This is a genomic window from Enterocloster aldenensis (assembly GCF_003434055.1).
Lineage (GTDB): Bacteria > Bacillota > Clostridia > Lachnospirales > Lachnospiraceae > Enterocloster > Enterocloster aldenensis.
In genome coordinates this window covers 66,673-82,208 of sequence record NZ_QVEX01000001.1, presented here as the reverse complement: position 1 = coordinate 82,208, position 15,536 = coordinate 66,673, and the positions used below count along the sequence as shown (strand labels likewise).

Genomic DNA, 15,536 nt, shown 5'->3' with positions numbered 1-15,536 from the left:
CATGAAGGGGCTGCTGCAGGGATGGTTTTGGATGCAGCAGCCTTTCTAGCGCAGCCAATGGATTAAAGGAGGATGACGCTTGTGGATACACCGTTTTTTGAGTTGAGGAATGTATCAAAATATTTTGCCAGGGTAGTGGCCAACAAAGACATTTCCTTCTCCATACAAAGGGGGGAGGTACTGGCCCTGTTAGGGGAAAACGGGGCGGGAAAAAGCACGGTCATGAAGATTCTGTACGGCCTTTATAAGGCAGATGAAGGACAGATATTCATGGATGGAAAGGAACAGAAGATAGGTTCCCCAAAGGATGCCATGGCCCTGGGCATTTCCATGATCCAGCAGCATTTTTCCCTGGTAAATGCGCATACGGTGACGGAAAATATCATCCTGGGCAATGTGCGCGGCGTCATTGATTACGACAGATGTAAGAAGGAAGTGGAGGAGCTGGCAGGGCAGTATGGATTTGATATCCCTGTGGATGCAAAGATTGCGGACCTGGCGGTTGGCGTGCAGCAGAAGGTGGAGATATTGAAGGCACTTTATCTGAAAACCAGCCTTCTTATCATGGATGAGCCCACCGCTGTCCTTACGCCCCAGGAATCGGAAACCCTGATGCAGTTTGTAAAGGAATACACGGCAAAGGGCAATTCCGTGATTTTCATCACCCATAAGATGAAGGAAGTCATGGAAGTGGCGGACCGGATTATTGTAATGAGGAACGGAAGGCTTACAGGGAATCTGACGGCCAAAGAGACCAATGAGGTGGAACTGGCAAGGCTTATGATGGGCAAGGAAATGGTAGCCGCAAAGCGGGATGAGGAACAGGATGACCAAGGGAAAAAGGTGTGCCTTGAACTTAAGAACGTGACAGTGAAGCATAAGGGCGCCATGCCGGTGCTGGACCACCTGACCTTCCAGATCATGGAAGGCGAGATATTTGGGGTGGCCGGGGTCAGCGGCAATGGGCAGGAGGAACTGTGTGAGGTCATCTGCGGCGCCCTTCCTGTTACGGAAGGAAGCGTTTTCCTTAAGGGAAAGGACATCACGGGCACCTCGGTCAGGGAACGGATCGGCCTTGGAATCGGTTATGTGCCGGTGGACCGGTACAGGGACGCCATGGTTGGGGATATGACCCTGGCTGAGAATATGATGCTTAAGACAAGCTTTGACAGGACATGGACCAGGCACGGCTTCCTTAACAGGAAAAAGCTGTATGACCATACCCAAAAAGCCATTGAGGATTTTGAAATCAAGGCGCCGGGGCCGGACGCCCAGATACGGGGGCTTTCGGGAGGAAACCAGCAAAAGGTAATTCTGGCAAGGGAGGTGGGCAACGCAGGGGAAATGCTGGTTATGGACCAGCCCACCCGGGGCCTTGACCTGGGGGCCATCAACAATATACACACCAGCATACTGGAGGAGCGGAGGAAGGGCAAAGGCATTCTTCTGGTATCCACGGAACTGTCGGAAATCTTTGAATTGTGCGACCGGATTGCGGTTATATATAAGGGCGCATTCATGGGAATCTACCGCCATGATGAGCTGACAACGGAGCGGATCGGGCTTCTTATGGCAGGTTATAAAGAAGGGAAGGAGGCATAAAGCATGAATGGGAAAGTACGTGATATGATTGTGACCAATGCGGTTGCCATACTTGCAGGCCTGCTGGTTTCCGGCCTGATGCTTCTTATGCTGCATATCAATCCGGTGGAGGTATTTACCTATTCCGTCACCACCATGCTGACGGATAAATATACCACAGGGGAGGTTTTTTTAAAGGCAACGCCTCTTATATTCACTGCCCTGGCATTTGCATTTACCTTTAAGGCCAACCTGTTCAACATTGGCGCACAGGGCCAGTTCTATATGGGCGCCGTGGCTGCCATTGCGCTGTCCCTTAAACTGGACGGCAAGGTGCCGACTTTGGTCCTGCTGGTGATTGTATGTCTTGCAACGGCTTTGGCAGGAGGCCTGATCGGGGCTTTGATCGGGTTCCTGAAAGCCCATTACAAGGCAAATGAATTCCTTGTAAGCATGATGTCAACCTACGTGGCCCTGAATGTGATGAACTACCTGCTGCGTACATTCTTAAAGGAATCCAAGGGTGAATATCCTCAGACAGACGCCATTACAAGGGCGGCGTGGCTTCCCACCATTGTAAAGGGAACCAGGCTCCATGCAGGTTTTGTGCTGGCTGTCCTGGTGGCAATCGGCATCTGGATACTTCTGTATAAGACGCCCCTCGGATACCGCATCCGGGCGGTCGGCAGCAATGATTCCGCGGCCAGGATGTCCGGTATTAACTCTAAAAGGGTGTTTGTGACCGCCTTCTTTATCAGCGGGGCCCTGGCCGGAATGGCTGGATTTACAGAGGTAAACGGCGTACAGCACATGCTGATCCAGGACTTTAACAGCGGGGTTGGATCCGCCGGGCTGGGCATCGCCATATTGGCCAATGCCAATCCAATCGGTATCATTTTTGCATCCATCCTCTTTGGCGCCCTGGGTGTCATGGGCAACCTGATGGGCCGGATGCCGGGGGTCAATGTGCCGTCCAGCATCGTGGATCTGATGCAGGGATTTGTCATGCTGTTTGTCATTGTCTCCTATTTCTTCCGGCATTATCTGGAGAACCGGAGAGAGAAGCTTAAACTGCAGAAGGGAGCGTAAGGCCATGGTTGTAAGTTTATTGAAACGTGCGTTGATGATGAGTACGCCTCTGCTTTTCGGCTCCATCGCAGAGGTGGTTGCGGAGCGTTCCGGCATGATGGTAACTGCCATAGAGGGCATTTTCCTCATGGGCGCCTGGGGCGGATTTGTGGGAACCTATATTACGGGCAATGCCTTTATCGGCATCCTGTGCGCCATCCTGGCAGGTGTGGCCGCAGCCGCTGTTTATGGGGTGGTGTGTATCTATCTGAAGCAGCACCAGGTGGTTACGGGAACAGCCATCAATGTGCTGGCGGCCGGTATCTGCACTTACCTCCAGAGGGTGTTTTTCGGCGTCCCGACCACGCCTTTAAAAATCAGTCCCCTGCCGGAGATTGCCATCCCGGTGCTCAGCAGGATCCCGGTGCTTGGACCGGTTCTGTTCCAGCAGAATATACTGACCTATATTGTGTATCTGATTATCCCTGTGTCTTATTTTGTACTGTTTAAGACATCCATCGGCCTGACCATCCGCTCCACGGGAGAGAACCCGGAAGCAGTGGATGTGGCAGGTATCAATGTAAATACGGTGCGCTTTTTTACCGTGCTGCTGGCAGGCGTCATGGGCGGCGTGGCAGGCTCTTTTTACTCGGTGGGGTACCTGGGGATGTTTACCACCAACATGATTGGGGGCCGCGGATGGATTGCATTTGCCATCTGTTTCCTTGGGAACTGGAATCCAAAGGGAGCTGTAATCGGCACCGTGGTGTTCGGACTGGCAGAGGCAGTGGCTATCTATATGCAGTCCATGGGCGGAGGCGGATACTTCCCCAATGAATTGTTCATTGCATTGCCTTATATACTGACAATCGTGCTGACGGTTTCCAGGAAGAGCTTTAATGTGCCCGCCAAGCTGGGGGTTAGCTATAGTAAGGAAAATTGATTTTCAGGTAAAACTTCATCTTTCATGGACAGACAGCCGGAAACAGAATCCAGGCCCAGGTAAAGGGGCGGGATTCTGTTTCCGGCTTTTTTCAGTTAAACAGGCAGATGCGGTTTGTATGATATGACATAAAATGCAGGTGAAATTAATTTCAATTTATGAAATATTGACAATTGAATGTTTTTAACTATAATAAGGGTGTAAGCAATATTGCAGATATTGAAATTAATTTCAAAAGAGGTATCACCATGGGGACAATGAATAATAAACGTTTAATGATTAAGGTATGTGAACTATATTATATCCAGAACAAGAGCCAGAAGGAGATATCAGCCATTCTCGGCATATCCCGGCCCCAGATCTGCCGTTTGATCACAGCGGCTAAGGAGGGCGGGATTGTGAACATTTCCATCTCCAATCCCTATGTCAGGGAGACAGAGCTGGAGAACCGGCTGATTGGGTGCTTTGGCATCAGGGATGCGCTGGTTGTTGACAGCACCTGCGGGGAAGGGGAAAACAGGATGCAGTCTTTTGCAAAAGAGGCGTCCAGATTAGTGGAGGATTACATTCCCCAGGATGCCAGGGTGGGGGTCATGAGCGGATATACCTGCAAGGCCATGATTGACGCCATGGAACAGTCGCCCAAGAAGCTGAAGCTGGTGGTCCCTCTTGCAGGCGGGATATCCACCACCAATATGAGCATCCATGCGGATACCCTGGCTCAGAAGCTGGCGGACCTGCATGGAACAAGTGCATTAAATCTCAACGCACCGGCTGTTGTGTCGGATCTTAACCTGGCTGTGTCCTTGAGAAAGGAGGAATCCATAGCAAAGGTGCTGGAGGCCGGGAAAAAGGTTGACATAGCCCTGGTGGGAATTGGCAACCTGAGCGAGGGAGCAACCAATATCCAGCTGGGCAGTCTCAGGAAACAGGATGTGGATGAGCTGAGAAGGCAGGGCGCGGTTGCCTCTGTGTGCAGTTCCTACCTGGACAAAGACGGACGGGAGGTGGGGCAGGAAATCCTGGAGCGCTCCATCGGGCAGTCCCTTAAGGATTTAAAGAAAAGCAGGATTATAGCAGCAGCCATTGGAGATTCCAAAGTTGAGGCCATTAAGGCTGCACTGAAAAGCGGCAAAATAGATATTCTGGTCACGGACCTGGATACAGCAAAGCAGATATGATGGGAGGAAGAAACATGAGAATCAAGAAAATGTTAGCCATATTGACAGCAGCAATGATGGCAGTGGCAGTGGCGGGATGCAGCGCTTCCACGCAGGGAGGCAGTGATACCGGCAAGGAAACCGGAAAGGAAGCCGGTAAGGAGGACGCGGGCGCAGCCAGTGAAGCGGACGGGAAAGAGGCTGAACAGGCAAAGGACAGCAATCCGGCCGGTGATGCAGGCGGGCTGCAGGGAAAGAGTATATCCCTGATGACCCCTTATCTTGGTTCGGTGACCACCAACCAGATGGTTGAGTACATAGAACAAAAGCTGAAAGATGCAGGGGCAGAGGTGTCTGTAATCAACACAAACAACGATTTTTCCCAGCTGGCCAGCAGGCTGGAGGATGTGGTTTCAGCGGGAACAGACGGGATTGTGCTGGTAAGCGCGGATCCGGGGCAGCTTTCCAACCAGCTTCAGGACGTATTTGCATCGGGAATCCCGGTGTTTGGATGTGACAGCGGATTTATTGAGGGAATGCAGGTGAATGCCACCAGTGATAATTACCAGATGGGAGAGCTGATTGTGAAATATCTGTTTGATGACCTGATGGGAGGAAAGGGCACCGTGATTGCCCTCACACACAGGCCTCATCCGGGAGTTGTAAAGCGCTGTGAGGCATTTGACGATCTGATTAAGGAGTACCCGGACATTACGCTCATCACAGAGCAGCATGTGCCGGCCGAACAGCCAATCAATGACGCCCAGGATATTGTGGAAAACCTTCTGCTTGCCAACCCGGACCCGGATTCCATAACCGCCATATGGGCTGCGTGGGATGAACCGGCCATCGGGGCCACACAGGCGCTGCAGGAAGCTGGCCGAAGCCAGGTGCTGGTTACGGGCGTGGACGGGAATGAACAGGCAATTGCCCTGGTAAAAGAGGGGACCAACCTGAAGGCCACGGTAAAACAGAATTTTGAGGGAATGGCCCAGATTGTTTATGAGCAGATGGACCGGTATTTTAAGGGTGAGGAGATTGAAAAAGGGGAACTGTATGCCCCGGCCACACTGATTACCCAGGAAAACGCAGACGCACAGTGACACCAGTACACTGACAGGGAGTAAGAGCATGCTTTTAAGGACAGAAAATATAAGTAAGCAGTTTAATGGGATTTATGCGTTAAAGGGAATAGACATGGATATCCAGGAGGGAGAGATACATGGACTGGTTGGGGAAAATGGGGCAGGCAAATCCACCCTGATTAAAATCCTTACAGGCGTGTATTCACTGGATGAAGGCACGGTTTACTGGAACGGCCAGCCTGTTGCCATCCATACCCCTGCTGACAGCCGCAAGATAGGAATCAATGTCATACATCAGGACCATGTGCTGATTCCTGCGTTTGATGCGGTGGAGAACGTATATCTTGGAATGGAATATCCGGGCAGAGGGGGGACCATTGACTGGAAGCAGATGAAGGAGCGGGTGCAGCACAAGGCACAGGAGCTGGGAATTGAGATTGACCTTGCAAAGGCGGCTTCACAGCTTAGCCCGCCCCAAAAGACATGCCTGGAAATCATCCGGGCCATGATGACGGACTGCAGGCTGCTGATCCTGGATGAGCCAACCGCGTCATTGACAGATAAGGAATCTGAAATCCTGTTCGGCATCATTGAACGTCTGAAACAAAGAGGCACATCCATCCTTTATGTTACACACAGGATGGATGAGATCTTCCGGCTCACGGACAGGATAACCATCTTTAAAAACGGTATAAAATCAGGTGTTGTGGGCACAAAGGACGTGGATAAAGAGGGGCTGATTTCCCTGATGACCGAACAGTGGAAGGCAGAGGCAGTGGATAAAACCGTGGGTTTGGGGCCGGTGCAGCTGGAGGTAAGGGACATGGCATCCAAAGACGGGATTGTCAAATGTGCCGGCCTTCAGGCACACAGCGGGGAGATTCTTGGGATATTCGGACTGGGCGGCAGTGGAAGGACAGAATTTTTGGAGTGCATATATGGATACAGGGCCGCCAAATGCGGCACTGTTTCCATAGGCGGAAAGGAGATGGGGAAGCTGTCCCCAGGGGATTCCATCCGCGCAGGAATGGTATTGATCTGTGAGGACAGGCGGGGAAAGGCAATGATCGGAAGCATGAGCATTAAGGAAAATGTGACCCTGTCCTGTATTGACGAATATTCAGACCATGGGGTGCTCAGTAAAAAGAAGGAGGAACAGGCCGTATCAGAGCGGCTCAAAAGCCTTCAGATAAAGATGGCGGGCATGGACCAGAGGGCCATCGAACTGTCAGGAGGCAACCAGCAGAAGGTGGTGTTTGCAAAGGCGCTTATGACAGACCCTAAGGTATTCCTGTGTGATGAGCCCACCCAGGCAGTGGACGTAAAGACCCGCAATGAAATCCATAAACTTTTGAGGGAGCGGGCAGCGGCGGGCAGCGCGGTGGTTTATGTGTCATCTGACTTAAAAGAGATTCTTGAAGTGGCAGATAATATCCTGATCATGTCACGGGGATACACAAAGGAATTGCTGAAGAATGAAAACCTTACATCAAATGAAGTGCTATCCTATTGTTATGATAAATAAAGAAAGGTGAAGAGGATGAAAAAGACAGATTTTAAACAGATGGCCCAGGCCTATGGAACCATAATCGCACTTCTTGTAATCATCATGATATTCGGCGTCCTGAAGCCTGCCGCTTTTCTTACCCTGAAGAATTTTATCAATATAAGCCGGCAGATGGCGGCCCTTACCATTATCTCCATTGGAGCAACCATGGTAATGGTGGTGAATGAATTTGATTTATCCGTGGGCAGCATGGCCAGCCTGGGAGGCGTTATGGCGGCCCTGATGGCAGTGGCAGGCATACCGGTGGGAGCCGGCTTCCTGCTCACGGTACTGGTGTGCATGGCCATTGGATGGATTAACGGATACATTGTGGCAAAATTTAAGGTACTCTCTTTTATCACCACACTAGGCATCAGTACGGTGTTGGACGGCCTGATTTACAGGCTGACAGGCGGGGCAACTGTTTTTGAAAACATACCAAAGAGCTTTACCTGGCTGGGAACTTCTAAGATAGGAGGAATCCCCTTCCTTTCAGTGCTTATGATCCTGTTTGTGCTGGCATTTGCGTTTTTCATGAAACATACGCCTTCGGGCAGGAAAATGTATGCAATCGGCGGAGGCGAGGAGGCGTCCAAAATTGCGGGAATCAATGTGAGGACCTATAAAATCCTGGCATTTATGCTGTGCGGGGCCCTGGCAGGGGGGACGGGAATCGCTGTTGCGTCAAGGGTGGGTTCGGCCAACACCTCGGCGGGAGCCGGATATTTCCTCCAGTCCTATGCCGCTGCCTATATCGGCTGCACGGTGTCCAGGCAGGGAATCCCCAATGTGGCGGGGACATTTGTGGGAGCTGCCATATTGTCAATCCTGGCAAACGGGCTGACAATCCTGCAGATGCCCTCTTATATGCAGAATATTATTACGGGCATTATTATAGTGGTTGCTGTAATTGCCCAGAAGTTGGGACGAGGTGACGCTAAGTAATGGATCAGATAAAAGTTCACAGCAGACGTATGCAAAAAAGTATAGACGGCAACAGGAATCTGTTTGTGGGATACATAACCGCCGGATATCCGGACGAGGAATGTTTTTTCCATATCATCCATGAGTGCTGCTGCAGGGGGCTTCCGGTACTGGAAATAGGATTTCCTTCCAAGGACCCCTACGAGGATGGGGAAGTAATTAAGAAGGCCCATGAAACCGTGGGGACAGGGCTTTGTCATGCCATGGACTTCTGGCGGCGCCTTAGGGCTGAGGTTTCGGTTCCCATATGGCTTATGGGATACAGGGAGGACCTGATTGATTCGGAAATTTACAGGGACCTGGCAGAGGAAGGCTTGTTTGACGCCCTGGTAATCCCCAATATGGGGATTGAGGACAGGATCCGGTTAAAATCTGAGATGAACGGGTATGGCCTGGATGTGGTTGGATTTATCTCAAGTGATGACAGCTTTAATGAGATAACAATGACCATCCAGGAGTTCCCCATGATTTACCAGCGTTTATACAGCGGTCCTACGGGCATGGAAACCAGTGGGAACGACTATGAAAAACTGCTGGATTACGGTAAGATGTTCCATAGCAATACAATTTTTGCAGGTTTTGGGATCAGCTCAGGCGGCCGGGTCAGGGAACTGATACAGAACGGATTCTATGGGGCCATTATTGGAACCGAGATCATGAGAAAACTGAACAAATCCCAGGAAGAACTTTACGGCTTCATAGATGAGCTGGCAGGTATTATGGAGCAGGCCCGCTAGGCGCCTGCAGCAAGGAGGAATCCGTCAAATGACAATTGCCACATATGACATAGGTACAACGGCAGTCAAAGGAGTGCTGATTAATGAAAAGGGGGAGGTGCTTTCCTCTGAATCAAAAACAATCAGTACGATTTTTGACAATGAAAAAAAGGAGCAGAGGCCCCAGGATTGGTATGATGCCTTTTGCAGGATTTCCAAGGGATTTGCGGCCATGGACAAGGAGACACCCGTGGAGGCGGTCATCATGAGCGGCCAGATGCAGGATGTGATTCCTGTGGACCAGGAAGGCTGTCCGGTGGGAAATGCTGTCCTGTATTCAGACGGCCGGGCTGCTGCCCAGGCCCGGGAACTGATTGAGCGCATGGGAAAGGATTATCTGGAATCTGTAACAGGAAACCATTATGACGGATCCCTGCCGCTGCCCAAGATGATGTGGATTAAGGAAAACCAGCCTGATTTATACGGGAAGATCCATAAGGTCCTTATAAGCGCAAAGGATTATATCATCCTGCAGCTCACTGGCAGGGCTGTTGGGGATATGACTGCCTGCTCCACGGCCGGGGCCATGGATATGGCCTCTGGCACCTGGGATAGCAGGATCCTGTCAGCTGCCGGAATTGATTTAAGCCTTTTGCCTGAACTGTATTATCCCCATCAGGCAGTGGGGACCATGAGCAAAAAGGGGGCAGAGGCCACGGGATTTGACGAAGGAATCAAGGTATATGCAGGTGTGGGGGATGCTGGTGCAGCCACCCTTGCCAGCGGGATAAGGTGCCCTGGTGAATATAACATAAACCTGGGCACTTCAGGCTGGGTCTCCACCATATCCAGAAAAGTTTCCAGGGGATCGGAGGGCATATTCAATCTGGCAGCAATGGAGCAGGGCTCCTATATCAACGTGGTTCCCTTCCTTAATGCTGGGAATGTGCATAAATGGATCAGCAGCCTTTTTACGGCCCGGGACTCCCGGGATACCATTGATTACACATATGTGGAGGAACGGCTGAGGGAGAGCAGTCCTGGAAGCGGAGGCGTGGTATTCCTCCCCTATCTCAACGGCGAACGGTTCCCGGTGATGGATTCCCTGGTAAAGGGAAGCTTTCTGGGAATCACGGCAGCCACGGGACAGGGGGATATGATAAGGAGCTGTCTGGAAGGTGTGGCATTTTCCATCAGACAGGGGATTGAATGTATCGGAGTGCCGCCCAAAACCATATCCGTCATTGGCGGGGGTGGCCGTGTCAGCGTCTGGAATCAGATTTTGGCCGATATCCTGGACCAGACCGTTTATGTATACAAAGACGGGGAAATGCTCCCGGCCCTGGCCCTGGGAGCGGCAGTGCTGCTGGCAGAAGGCAGGATCCGGGGATATTCAGGGTTTACGGATTCCCTCCAGGGCAGGGAACGCTCAGATGCCTATGAGCCGGATCCGGAACGGGCTGCTTTTTATGATAGGCTTTATAGACGGTATCTGGATATCTATCCGGCGGTAAAGCGGTATTATCATGTACAATAAACGTGATACCTGAACAGTAACCTGTCAAACAAATCCAGGCCCATGAATGATACGGCTCTTGTATGGGATTGTTTTTTTTAGTATAATAATAGATAGATACTGATGGTGGAAACAGGAGTATGTCTGAAGGCCTGACTTCAGACATACCCGATGCAGAAGGGGGCGTTTTTATGGATGTTAAGTATACAAAGATTCAGACAGCGGGATGTAATGCGCCGCTGAAGATTACACCCGGTCATTTTGCAACCAATCATGCACATATCAATTATTATCTTGATATGACAACCCTGAAGACCAGGCTGAGTGAGGCCAGGGAGATTGCAAAGAGTCTGGTGGGGATGTTTCTCTATGATACGGTGGTGGATACAATCGTGTGCCTGGAGGGGACCCAGGTCATTGGAGCGTTTCTGGCAGATGAACTGACCAGTGCGGGCGTCCTTTCCATGAACGCACATAAGACCATGTACATAGTGACCCCGGAGTATAATAGCAACAGCCAGATGATTTTTAAGGAGAATAACCTTCCTATGATCCGGGATAAGAATGTCCTTATCATGACAGCGTCTGTTACCACGGGACTGGCGCTTAATAAAGGGATTGAGGCCATTCAGTATTATGGCGGCATCCTGAGAGGGGTTACTGCCATATTCAGTGCGGTGGAAGAGGTGAACGGGTATAGGATTACCTCAATATTTGGCAAGAAGGATGTGCCGGATTACGCATATTATGATTACAGGGACTGTCCTTTATGCAGGGAGAAGCGTAAGCTTGATGCATTGGTGAATGCATATGGATTCACACAGCTGTGACGGGCTGGATGATGGAAGTGGATGCAGGTATGGTGTACGGCTGGCAGCCGAGGCCATACCTGCTTTTGTTTTATGTATAGATACATTGGCAATGCCCATATGGACGGGTATATCTTGCCATGATTTTTTCGAACGCGGCTGCATCCCCCGGGCTGTTTTTCTTTTACGTTCAGCTCCCGTTTTTTATAACAGAGAAGATGTCCGTCCATATCCAGCTGATGGTGGTTTCCATCCCAGTCTGTAAAGGAAATCTGCTTATCATCTATGTTAAGGTGGTAATCCGGGTTAATCAGGATGTCCGTGGTTGAATAGGTCCAGACTTCACGGAATGCTTTGTCCAGCATCTTTACTAAATGACATAAGCCAGGCCATCCTCCTCCCTTGTGGTTTTACCGTCTGCTTTTATACAGCCCAGGTTTCCCCTGCAGCCTGAAGCGGTATTTAATTCTTTTTCTTTCCCAGATATGCCGCCTTCACTGACTCGTCCGCCAGCAGCTCCCTGCCGGTGCCGGTCAGGGCAATGCGTCCGGTCTCCAGCACATACCCCTGGTCGGCAATCCTCAGCGCCATGTTGGCATTCTGCTCAATTAAGAGGATGGTCACACCCTGTTTGTTGATTTCCTTGATGATGCTGAATATATCCTGTACAATCAGGGGCGCCAGGCCCAGGGAGGGCTCATCCATCATCATCAGCTTGGGATGGCTCATAAGGGCCCTTGCAACGGCCAGCATCTGCTGTTCGCCGCCGGAGAGGGTGCCGGCCAGCTGCCAGCTCCTTTCCTTTAAACGGGGAAACAGGTCGTAGACCCAGTTGATGTCGTCTTCCAGGGAATCGCTTCTTAAGTAGGCCCCGATCTTTATGTTCTCTATTACCGTCATGTCGGGGAATACCCGGCGGCCTTCCGGTACCAGGGTAATGCCTTTGGCCACGATATCCGGTGTGTCCATGCCCAGAAGTTCCGCGCCGTCAAACTGGATGGAACCGCCGGAGGCCTTGACCAGCCCTGTGATGGAACGCAGGGTGGTGCTTTTCCCTGCTCCGTTGGCGCCAATCAGGGTGACAATGGATTTTTCCGGGACCTCGAAGCTGATGCCTTTTACAGCTTCAATCCCGCCATAGTTTACCCTCAGATCTTTAATCGTTAACATCGTCACTCACCCCCAGATATGCTTCAATTACTTTTGGATTGTTCTGCACCTCATCCGGCGTGCCGTGGGCAATGAGCTTGCCGAAATCCAGCACATAGATGCGGTCGGATATCTGCATGACCAGGTCCATATGGTGCTCAATCATGAATATGGTCAGATGGTAGTCGTCCCGGATCTGCTTGATGAAATCGGTCAGGTCCTGTGTCTCCTGGGGATTCATACCAGCCGCAGGCTCGTCAAGAAGGAGCAGGCTGGGGCTGGTTGCCAGCGCACGCGCAATCTCCAGGCGGCGCTGCAGGCCGTAGGGCAGGGAGGAGGCGATTTCATCCTTAAGATGTGCCAGGCCCTGCATTTTAAGAAGCTCCATGGATTCATCCCGCATCCGTTTTTCCTCTGCGTGGTTCAGGCGCAGGGTGGCGGAGAATACGTTCTGCCTGGCCCGCATGTGTTTTGCAATCAGTACATTGTCAAAAACGGTCAGGTTGCCGAACAGACGGATGTTCTGGAAGGTCCTGGCAATCCCCAGCTTGGTCACTTCATCCGGCGTTTTGCGCACCGGCGTAAGCGCCTGCGGCGCAACGTCACCGGCATAAAGACGGCGCATCTTGCCCTGAGGCGTGTCGGCCAGGATTATTTCCCCGTGAAAGGAAACAGAGCCGTAGGTGGGCTGGTAGATGCCTGTCACACAGTTAAAGGCAGTGGTCTTACCGGCTCCGTTGGGTCCGATAAGGGCCACGATTTCGTGTTCATTTACATCCAAGGACAGTCCGTTGACAGCTACCACGCCCCCGAACTGCATGGTTACATTGTCCATGTGCAGTACGTTTTTCATGTTATCCATTACCTTGCACCTCCTTTTTTGGAGGCGGCCTTCTTTCCGCGGCCTTTCTTTAGCTTGTCAGGTATGCCGCGTATGAGCCGGAACAGTCCGTCCCAGGAAAATTCATTGTTGCCCATGATGCCGCGGCGGTAGAAGAGCACCACTACCATTAAAAGAATGGAGAAGATGACCATACGGAAACCGGAACGGAACAGCGGGATGTGTACCCCTGCAATGGTTAGCGGGTCATCGAAGAACCGCAGCAGCTCACGCCCCGAGGTTACCAGGAACGCGCCCAGGACGCTTCCTGTAACGCTTCCGATGCCGCCCAGGACCACAATCAGAAGAAGGTCATAGGTCAGGGCAACCTGGAAGGTCTTGGAGTCAATGGAACGCATGAACATGGCCAGCATTCCTCCGCCAATCCCTGTGAAGAAAGAGGAAATCACAAAGGAAAGCTCCTTGTAGCGGAACAGGTTAAGTCCCATGGACTGGGCGGCCACCTCATCCTCGCGGATGGCCTTAAAGACACGGCCATAGGAGGAGTTGATCAGCAGTACCATGAGCGCGATGCAGAGGGCTGCCAGACCGAATACGGCAAAGATATTGGGGAAGCCGGGTATGCTCTTAAGACCGTAGGAACCGTTGGTGACCGTGTCAAACATGGGCGCTGCGATGAAGGCGCGGATGATTTCCGAAAAGCCAAGGGTTGCAATGGCCAGGTAATCGCTTTTAAGGCGCAGCACCGGAATGCCGATAAGGGCAGCCAGGGCAGCGGCGGCCAGCCCGCCAAGGAGCAGGGCCACGGGGATGGGGAGCGCTACATTGGCAATCACAGGTGAAATCCCGCTCACATAGTATACGCTGGCGCGGGAGCCCACGGGTATGGTGAATATGGCCACGATATAGGCGCCGATTGCCATAAAGCCTGCCTGACCAAGGGAGAACAGCCCGGTGAAGCCGGTCAGCAGGTTCATGGAAACAGCAACCACCGCATAGATGGCGCTCCGCTCCAGGATGGATATCTGATAACTGTATTCTGCCGTGTCAGATTGCAGGAATGCCAGGATCCCGATTATGACAGCCAGGGCAATGATGGTATAAACCTTGTTTTTGTTCTTTGTCATATTCTTCATGTCCGCCACCTCACACTTTATCGGTTGTCTTCTCACCAAACAGGCCGGTTGGGCGGATGAGAAGCATAACAATCAACAGGATAAATGTAAATGCGTCACTGAAGGTGGACTGTCCCATGGCAACCAGGGCCGTCTCGCCAAGTCCAAGGATGAAACCACCGATGACAGCGCCGGGAATGCTTCCGATACCGCCGAATACAGCGGCAACAAAGCATTTGAGGCCGGGCAGCGCGCCTGAGAACGGGAATACGGTCATGCGGTCCGTGAAATAGAGGATGGAGCCGATTCCTGCCAGCAGGGAACCCACTGCAAAGGTGAAGGAGATGGTCTTATTAATCTTGATACCCATCAGGGACGCGGTTTCGTAATCCTTGGAAACAGCCCTCATGGCCATGCCGATTTTGGTGTGGTTAATCAGGAGTATCAGAAGATATACCAGCACCAGGGTCAGGACAGGTGTGAGGAAGGTTACAAAGGAAGCGGAGAGACCGCCGATTTGGTAAATCTTCTTTAAGAAAGGAATCTCAGGGTACCCCTTTGGCAGGGCTGTGAACAGATAGGTAGCAAGGTTCTGCAGCAGATACGATACGCCAATGGCTGAAATCATGACGGACATCCTGGGGGAAGAACGCAGGGGACGGTAAGCCACCCGTTCAATGGTAACACCAAGGACAACGGTGACAATCAGGGTAACCGGGATTGCGATGAACCAGGGAAGGCTGGCCATTGCGAAAATCATAAAATAACCTGCCATCATGAATATGTCGCCATGGGCGAAATTAATCAGACGGAGGATGCCGTATACCAGTGTATAACCGATGGCAATCAGCGCATAGGCGCCGCCAAGGGAGATACCGGTCAGGCACTGTTGAAGAAATGTTGTTAAACTCATAAGAGTCTGCCTCCTGTTTTCTTAATGATTGTATCCTGCAGGGAATGGCATGAGGACATGGTATCCTGCTCATCCGCCATAAGCCGGAGAAAGGCCGCGGGGCAATGGCT

The 15,536-nt window shown here is 51.5% G+C and carries 14 protein-coding genes; 10 read left to right on the top strand and 4 right to left on the bottom strand.

What is annotated here, in order from left to right:
- Positions 1-81 precede the first annotated feature (81 nt).
- From DWX59_RS00330 to DWX59_RS00285, 10 genes are all read left to right on the top strand, one after another.
- The gene (locus DWX59_RS00330; protein ID WP_117557111.1) at positions 82-1,602 is read left to right on the top strand and encodes an ABC transporter ATP-binding protein; all 1,521 of its coding nucleotides are present in this window, start codon (positions 82-84) and stop codon (positions 1,600-1,602) included.
- A gap of 3 nt (positions 1,603-1,605) precedes the next feature.
- Entirely contained in the window at positions 1,606-2,670 is a 1,065-nt protein-coding gene (locus DWX59_RS00325) for an ABC transporter permease (protein WP_117555326.1), read from the top strand.
- Between the two features lie 4 nt (positions 2,671-2,674).
- Positions 2,675-3,592, top strand: a complete 918-nt coding sequence (locus DWX59_RS00320) for an ABC transporter permease (RefSeq protein ID WP_117555325.1) — start codon at positions 2,675-2,677, stop codon at positions 3,590-3,592.
- A 248-nt stretch (positions 3,593-3,840) separates the two neighbouring features.
- Positions 3,841-4,773 (top strand): sugar-binding transcriptional regulator, encoded by a 933-nt coding sequence (locus DWX59_RS00315; RefSeq protein WP_117555324.1) that lies wholly within the window; start codon positions 3,841-3,843, stop codon positions 4,771-4,773.
- Between the two features lie 14 nt (positions 4,774-4,787).
- Positions 4,788-5,855, top strand: coding sequence for a sugar ABC transporter substrate-binding protein (locus DWX59_RS00310; RefSeq protein ID WP_117555323.1), 1,068 nt, complete (start codon positions 4,788-4,790; stop codon positions 5,853-5,855).
- Positions 5,856-5,883: 28 nt separating this feature from the next.
- Positions 5,884-7,362, top strand: a complete 1,479-nt coding sequence (locus tag DWX59_RS00305; RefSeq protein ID WP_117555322.1) for a sugar ABC transporter ATP-binding protein — start codon at positions 5,884-5,886, stop codon at positions 7,360-7,362.
- A gap of 15 nt (positions 7,363-7,377) precedes the next feature.
- The gene (locus tag DWX59_RS00300) at positions 7,378-8,328 is read left to right on the top strand and encodes an ABC transporter permease (protein WP_117555321.1); all 951 of its coding nucleotides are present in this window, start codon (positions 7,378-7,380) and stop codon (positions 8,326-8,328) included.
- Between the two features lie 29 nt (positions 8,329-8,357).
- Positions 8,358-9,104 (top strand): tryptophan synthase subunit alpha, encoded by a 747-nt coding sequence (locus tag DWX59_RS00295; protein WP_166460136.1) that lies wholly within the window; start codon positions 8,358-8,360, stop codon positions 9,102-9,104.
- Positions 9,105-9,132: 28 nt separating this feature from the next.
- Positions 9,133-10,620 carry a xylulokinase gene (locus DWX59_RS00290; RefSeq protein ID WP_117555319.1) on the top strand — a complete coding sequence of 496 codons (1,488 nt, stop codon included), beginning with the start codon at positions 9,133-9,135 and terminating at the stop codon, positions 10,618-10,620.
- Positions 10,621-10,790: 170 nt separating this feature from the next.
- Positions 10,791-11,429: a type I phosphoribosyltransferase gene (locus DWX59_RS00285; protein WP_117557109.1), complete on the top strand. Its 639-nt coding sequence runs from the start codon at positions 10,791-10,793 to the stop codon at positions 11,427-11,429.
- A gap of 441 nt (positions 11,430-11,870) precedes the next feature.
- On the opposite strand, the gene DWX59_RS00275 is transcribed toward DWX59_RS00285, so the two are convergent.
- Genes DWX59_RS00275 through DWX59_RS00260 form a run of 4 tightly spaced genes read right to left on the bottom strand, consistent with a single transcriptional unit; the run spans position 11,871 to position 15,426 of the window.
- Entirely contained in the window at positions 11,871-12,578 is a 708-nt protein-coding gene (locus DWX59_RS00275; protein ID WP_117555317.1) for an ABC transporter ATP-binding protein, read from the bottom strand.
- The gene (locus DWX59_RS00270; protein WP_117555316.1) at positions 12,565-13,419 is read right to left on the bottom strand and encodes an ABC transporter ATP-binding protein; all 855 of its coding nucleotides are present in this window, start codon (positions 13,417-13,419) and stop codon (positions 12,565-12,567) included. The genes DWX59_RS00275 and DWX59_RS00270 overlap by 14 nt, the downstream gene beginning before the upstream one ends.
- Positions 13,419-14,534, bottom strand: a complete 1,116-nt coding sequence (locus DWX59_RS00265; RefSeq protein ID WP_117555315.1) for a branched-chain amino acid ABC transporter permease — start codon at positions 14,532-14,534, stop codon at positions 13,419-13,421. The genes DWX59_RS00270 and DWX59_RS00265 overlap by 1 nt, the downstream gene beginning before the upstream one ends.
- 10 nt (positions 14,535-14,544) lie before the next feature.
- Complete coding sequence (locus tag DWX59_RS00260; RefSeq protein WP_117555314.1) at positions 14,545-15,426, bottom strand: branched-chain amino acid ABC transporter permease; 882 nt, start codon at positions 15,424-15,426, stop codon at positions 14,545-14,547.
- Positions 15,427-15,536 lie beyond the last annotated feature (110 nt).

What these genes read in the sequence shown, in the direction of transcription:
- DWX59_RS00325 (WP_117555326.1), top strand. Translation starts at nt 1,606, where the DNA reads ATGAATGGGAAAGTACGTGATATGATTGTGACCAATGCGGTTGCCATA.
- DWX59_RS00320 (WP_117555325.1), top strand. Translation starts at nt 2,675, where the DNA reads ATGGTTGTAAGTTTATTGAAACGTGCGTTGATGATGAGTACGCCTCTG.
- DWX59_RS00315 (WP_117555324.1), top strand. Translation starts at nt 3,841, where the DNA reads ATGGGGACAATGAATAATAAACGTTTAATGATTAAGGTATGTGAACTA.
- DWX59_RS00310 (WP_117555323.1), top strand. Translation starts at nt 4,788, where the DNA reads ATGAGAATCAAGAAAATGTTAGCCATATTGACAGCAGCAATGATGGCA.
- DWX59_RS00305 (WP_117555322.1), top strand. Translation starts at nt 5,884, where the DNA reads ATGCTTTTAAGGACAGAAAATATAAGTAAGCAGTTTAATGGGATTTAT.
- DWX59_RS00300 (WP_117555321.1), top strand. Translation starts at nt 7,378, where the DNA reads ATGAAAAAGACAGATTTTAAACAGATGGCCCAGGCCTATGGAACCATA.
- DWX59_RS00295 (WP_166460136.1), top strand. Translation starts at nt 8,358, where the DNA reads ATGCAAAAAAGTATAGACGGCAACAGGAATCTGTTTGTGGGATACATA.
- DWX59_RS00290 (WP_117555319.1), top strand. Translation starts at nt 9,133, where the DNA reads ATGACAATTGCCACATATGACATAGGTACAACGGCAGTCAAAGGAGTG.
- DWX59_RS00285 (WP_117557109.1), top strand. Translation starts at nt 10,791, where the DNA reads ATGGATGTTAAGTATACAAAGATTCAGACAGCGGGATGTAATGCGCCG.
- DWX59_RS00275 (WP_117555317.1), bottom strand. Translation starts at nt 12,578, where the DNA reads ATGTTAACGATTAAAGATCTGAGGGTAAACTATGGCGGGATTGAAGCT.
- DWX59_RS00270 (WP_117555316.1), bottom strand. Translation starts at nt 13,419, where the DNA reads ATGGATAACATGAAAAACGTACTGCACATGGACAATGTAACCATGCAG.
- DWX59_RS00265 (WP_117555315.1), bottom strand. Translation starts at nt 14,534, where the DNA reads ATGAAGAATATGACAAAGAACAAAAACAAGGTTTATACCATCATTGCC.
- DWX59_RS00260 (WP_117555314.1), bottom strand. Translation starts at nt 15,426, where the DNA reads ATGAGTTTAACAACATTTCTTCAACAGTGCCTGACCGGTATCTCCCTT.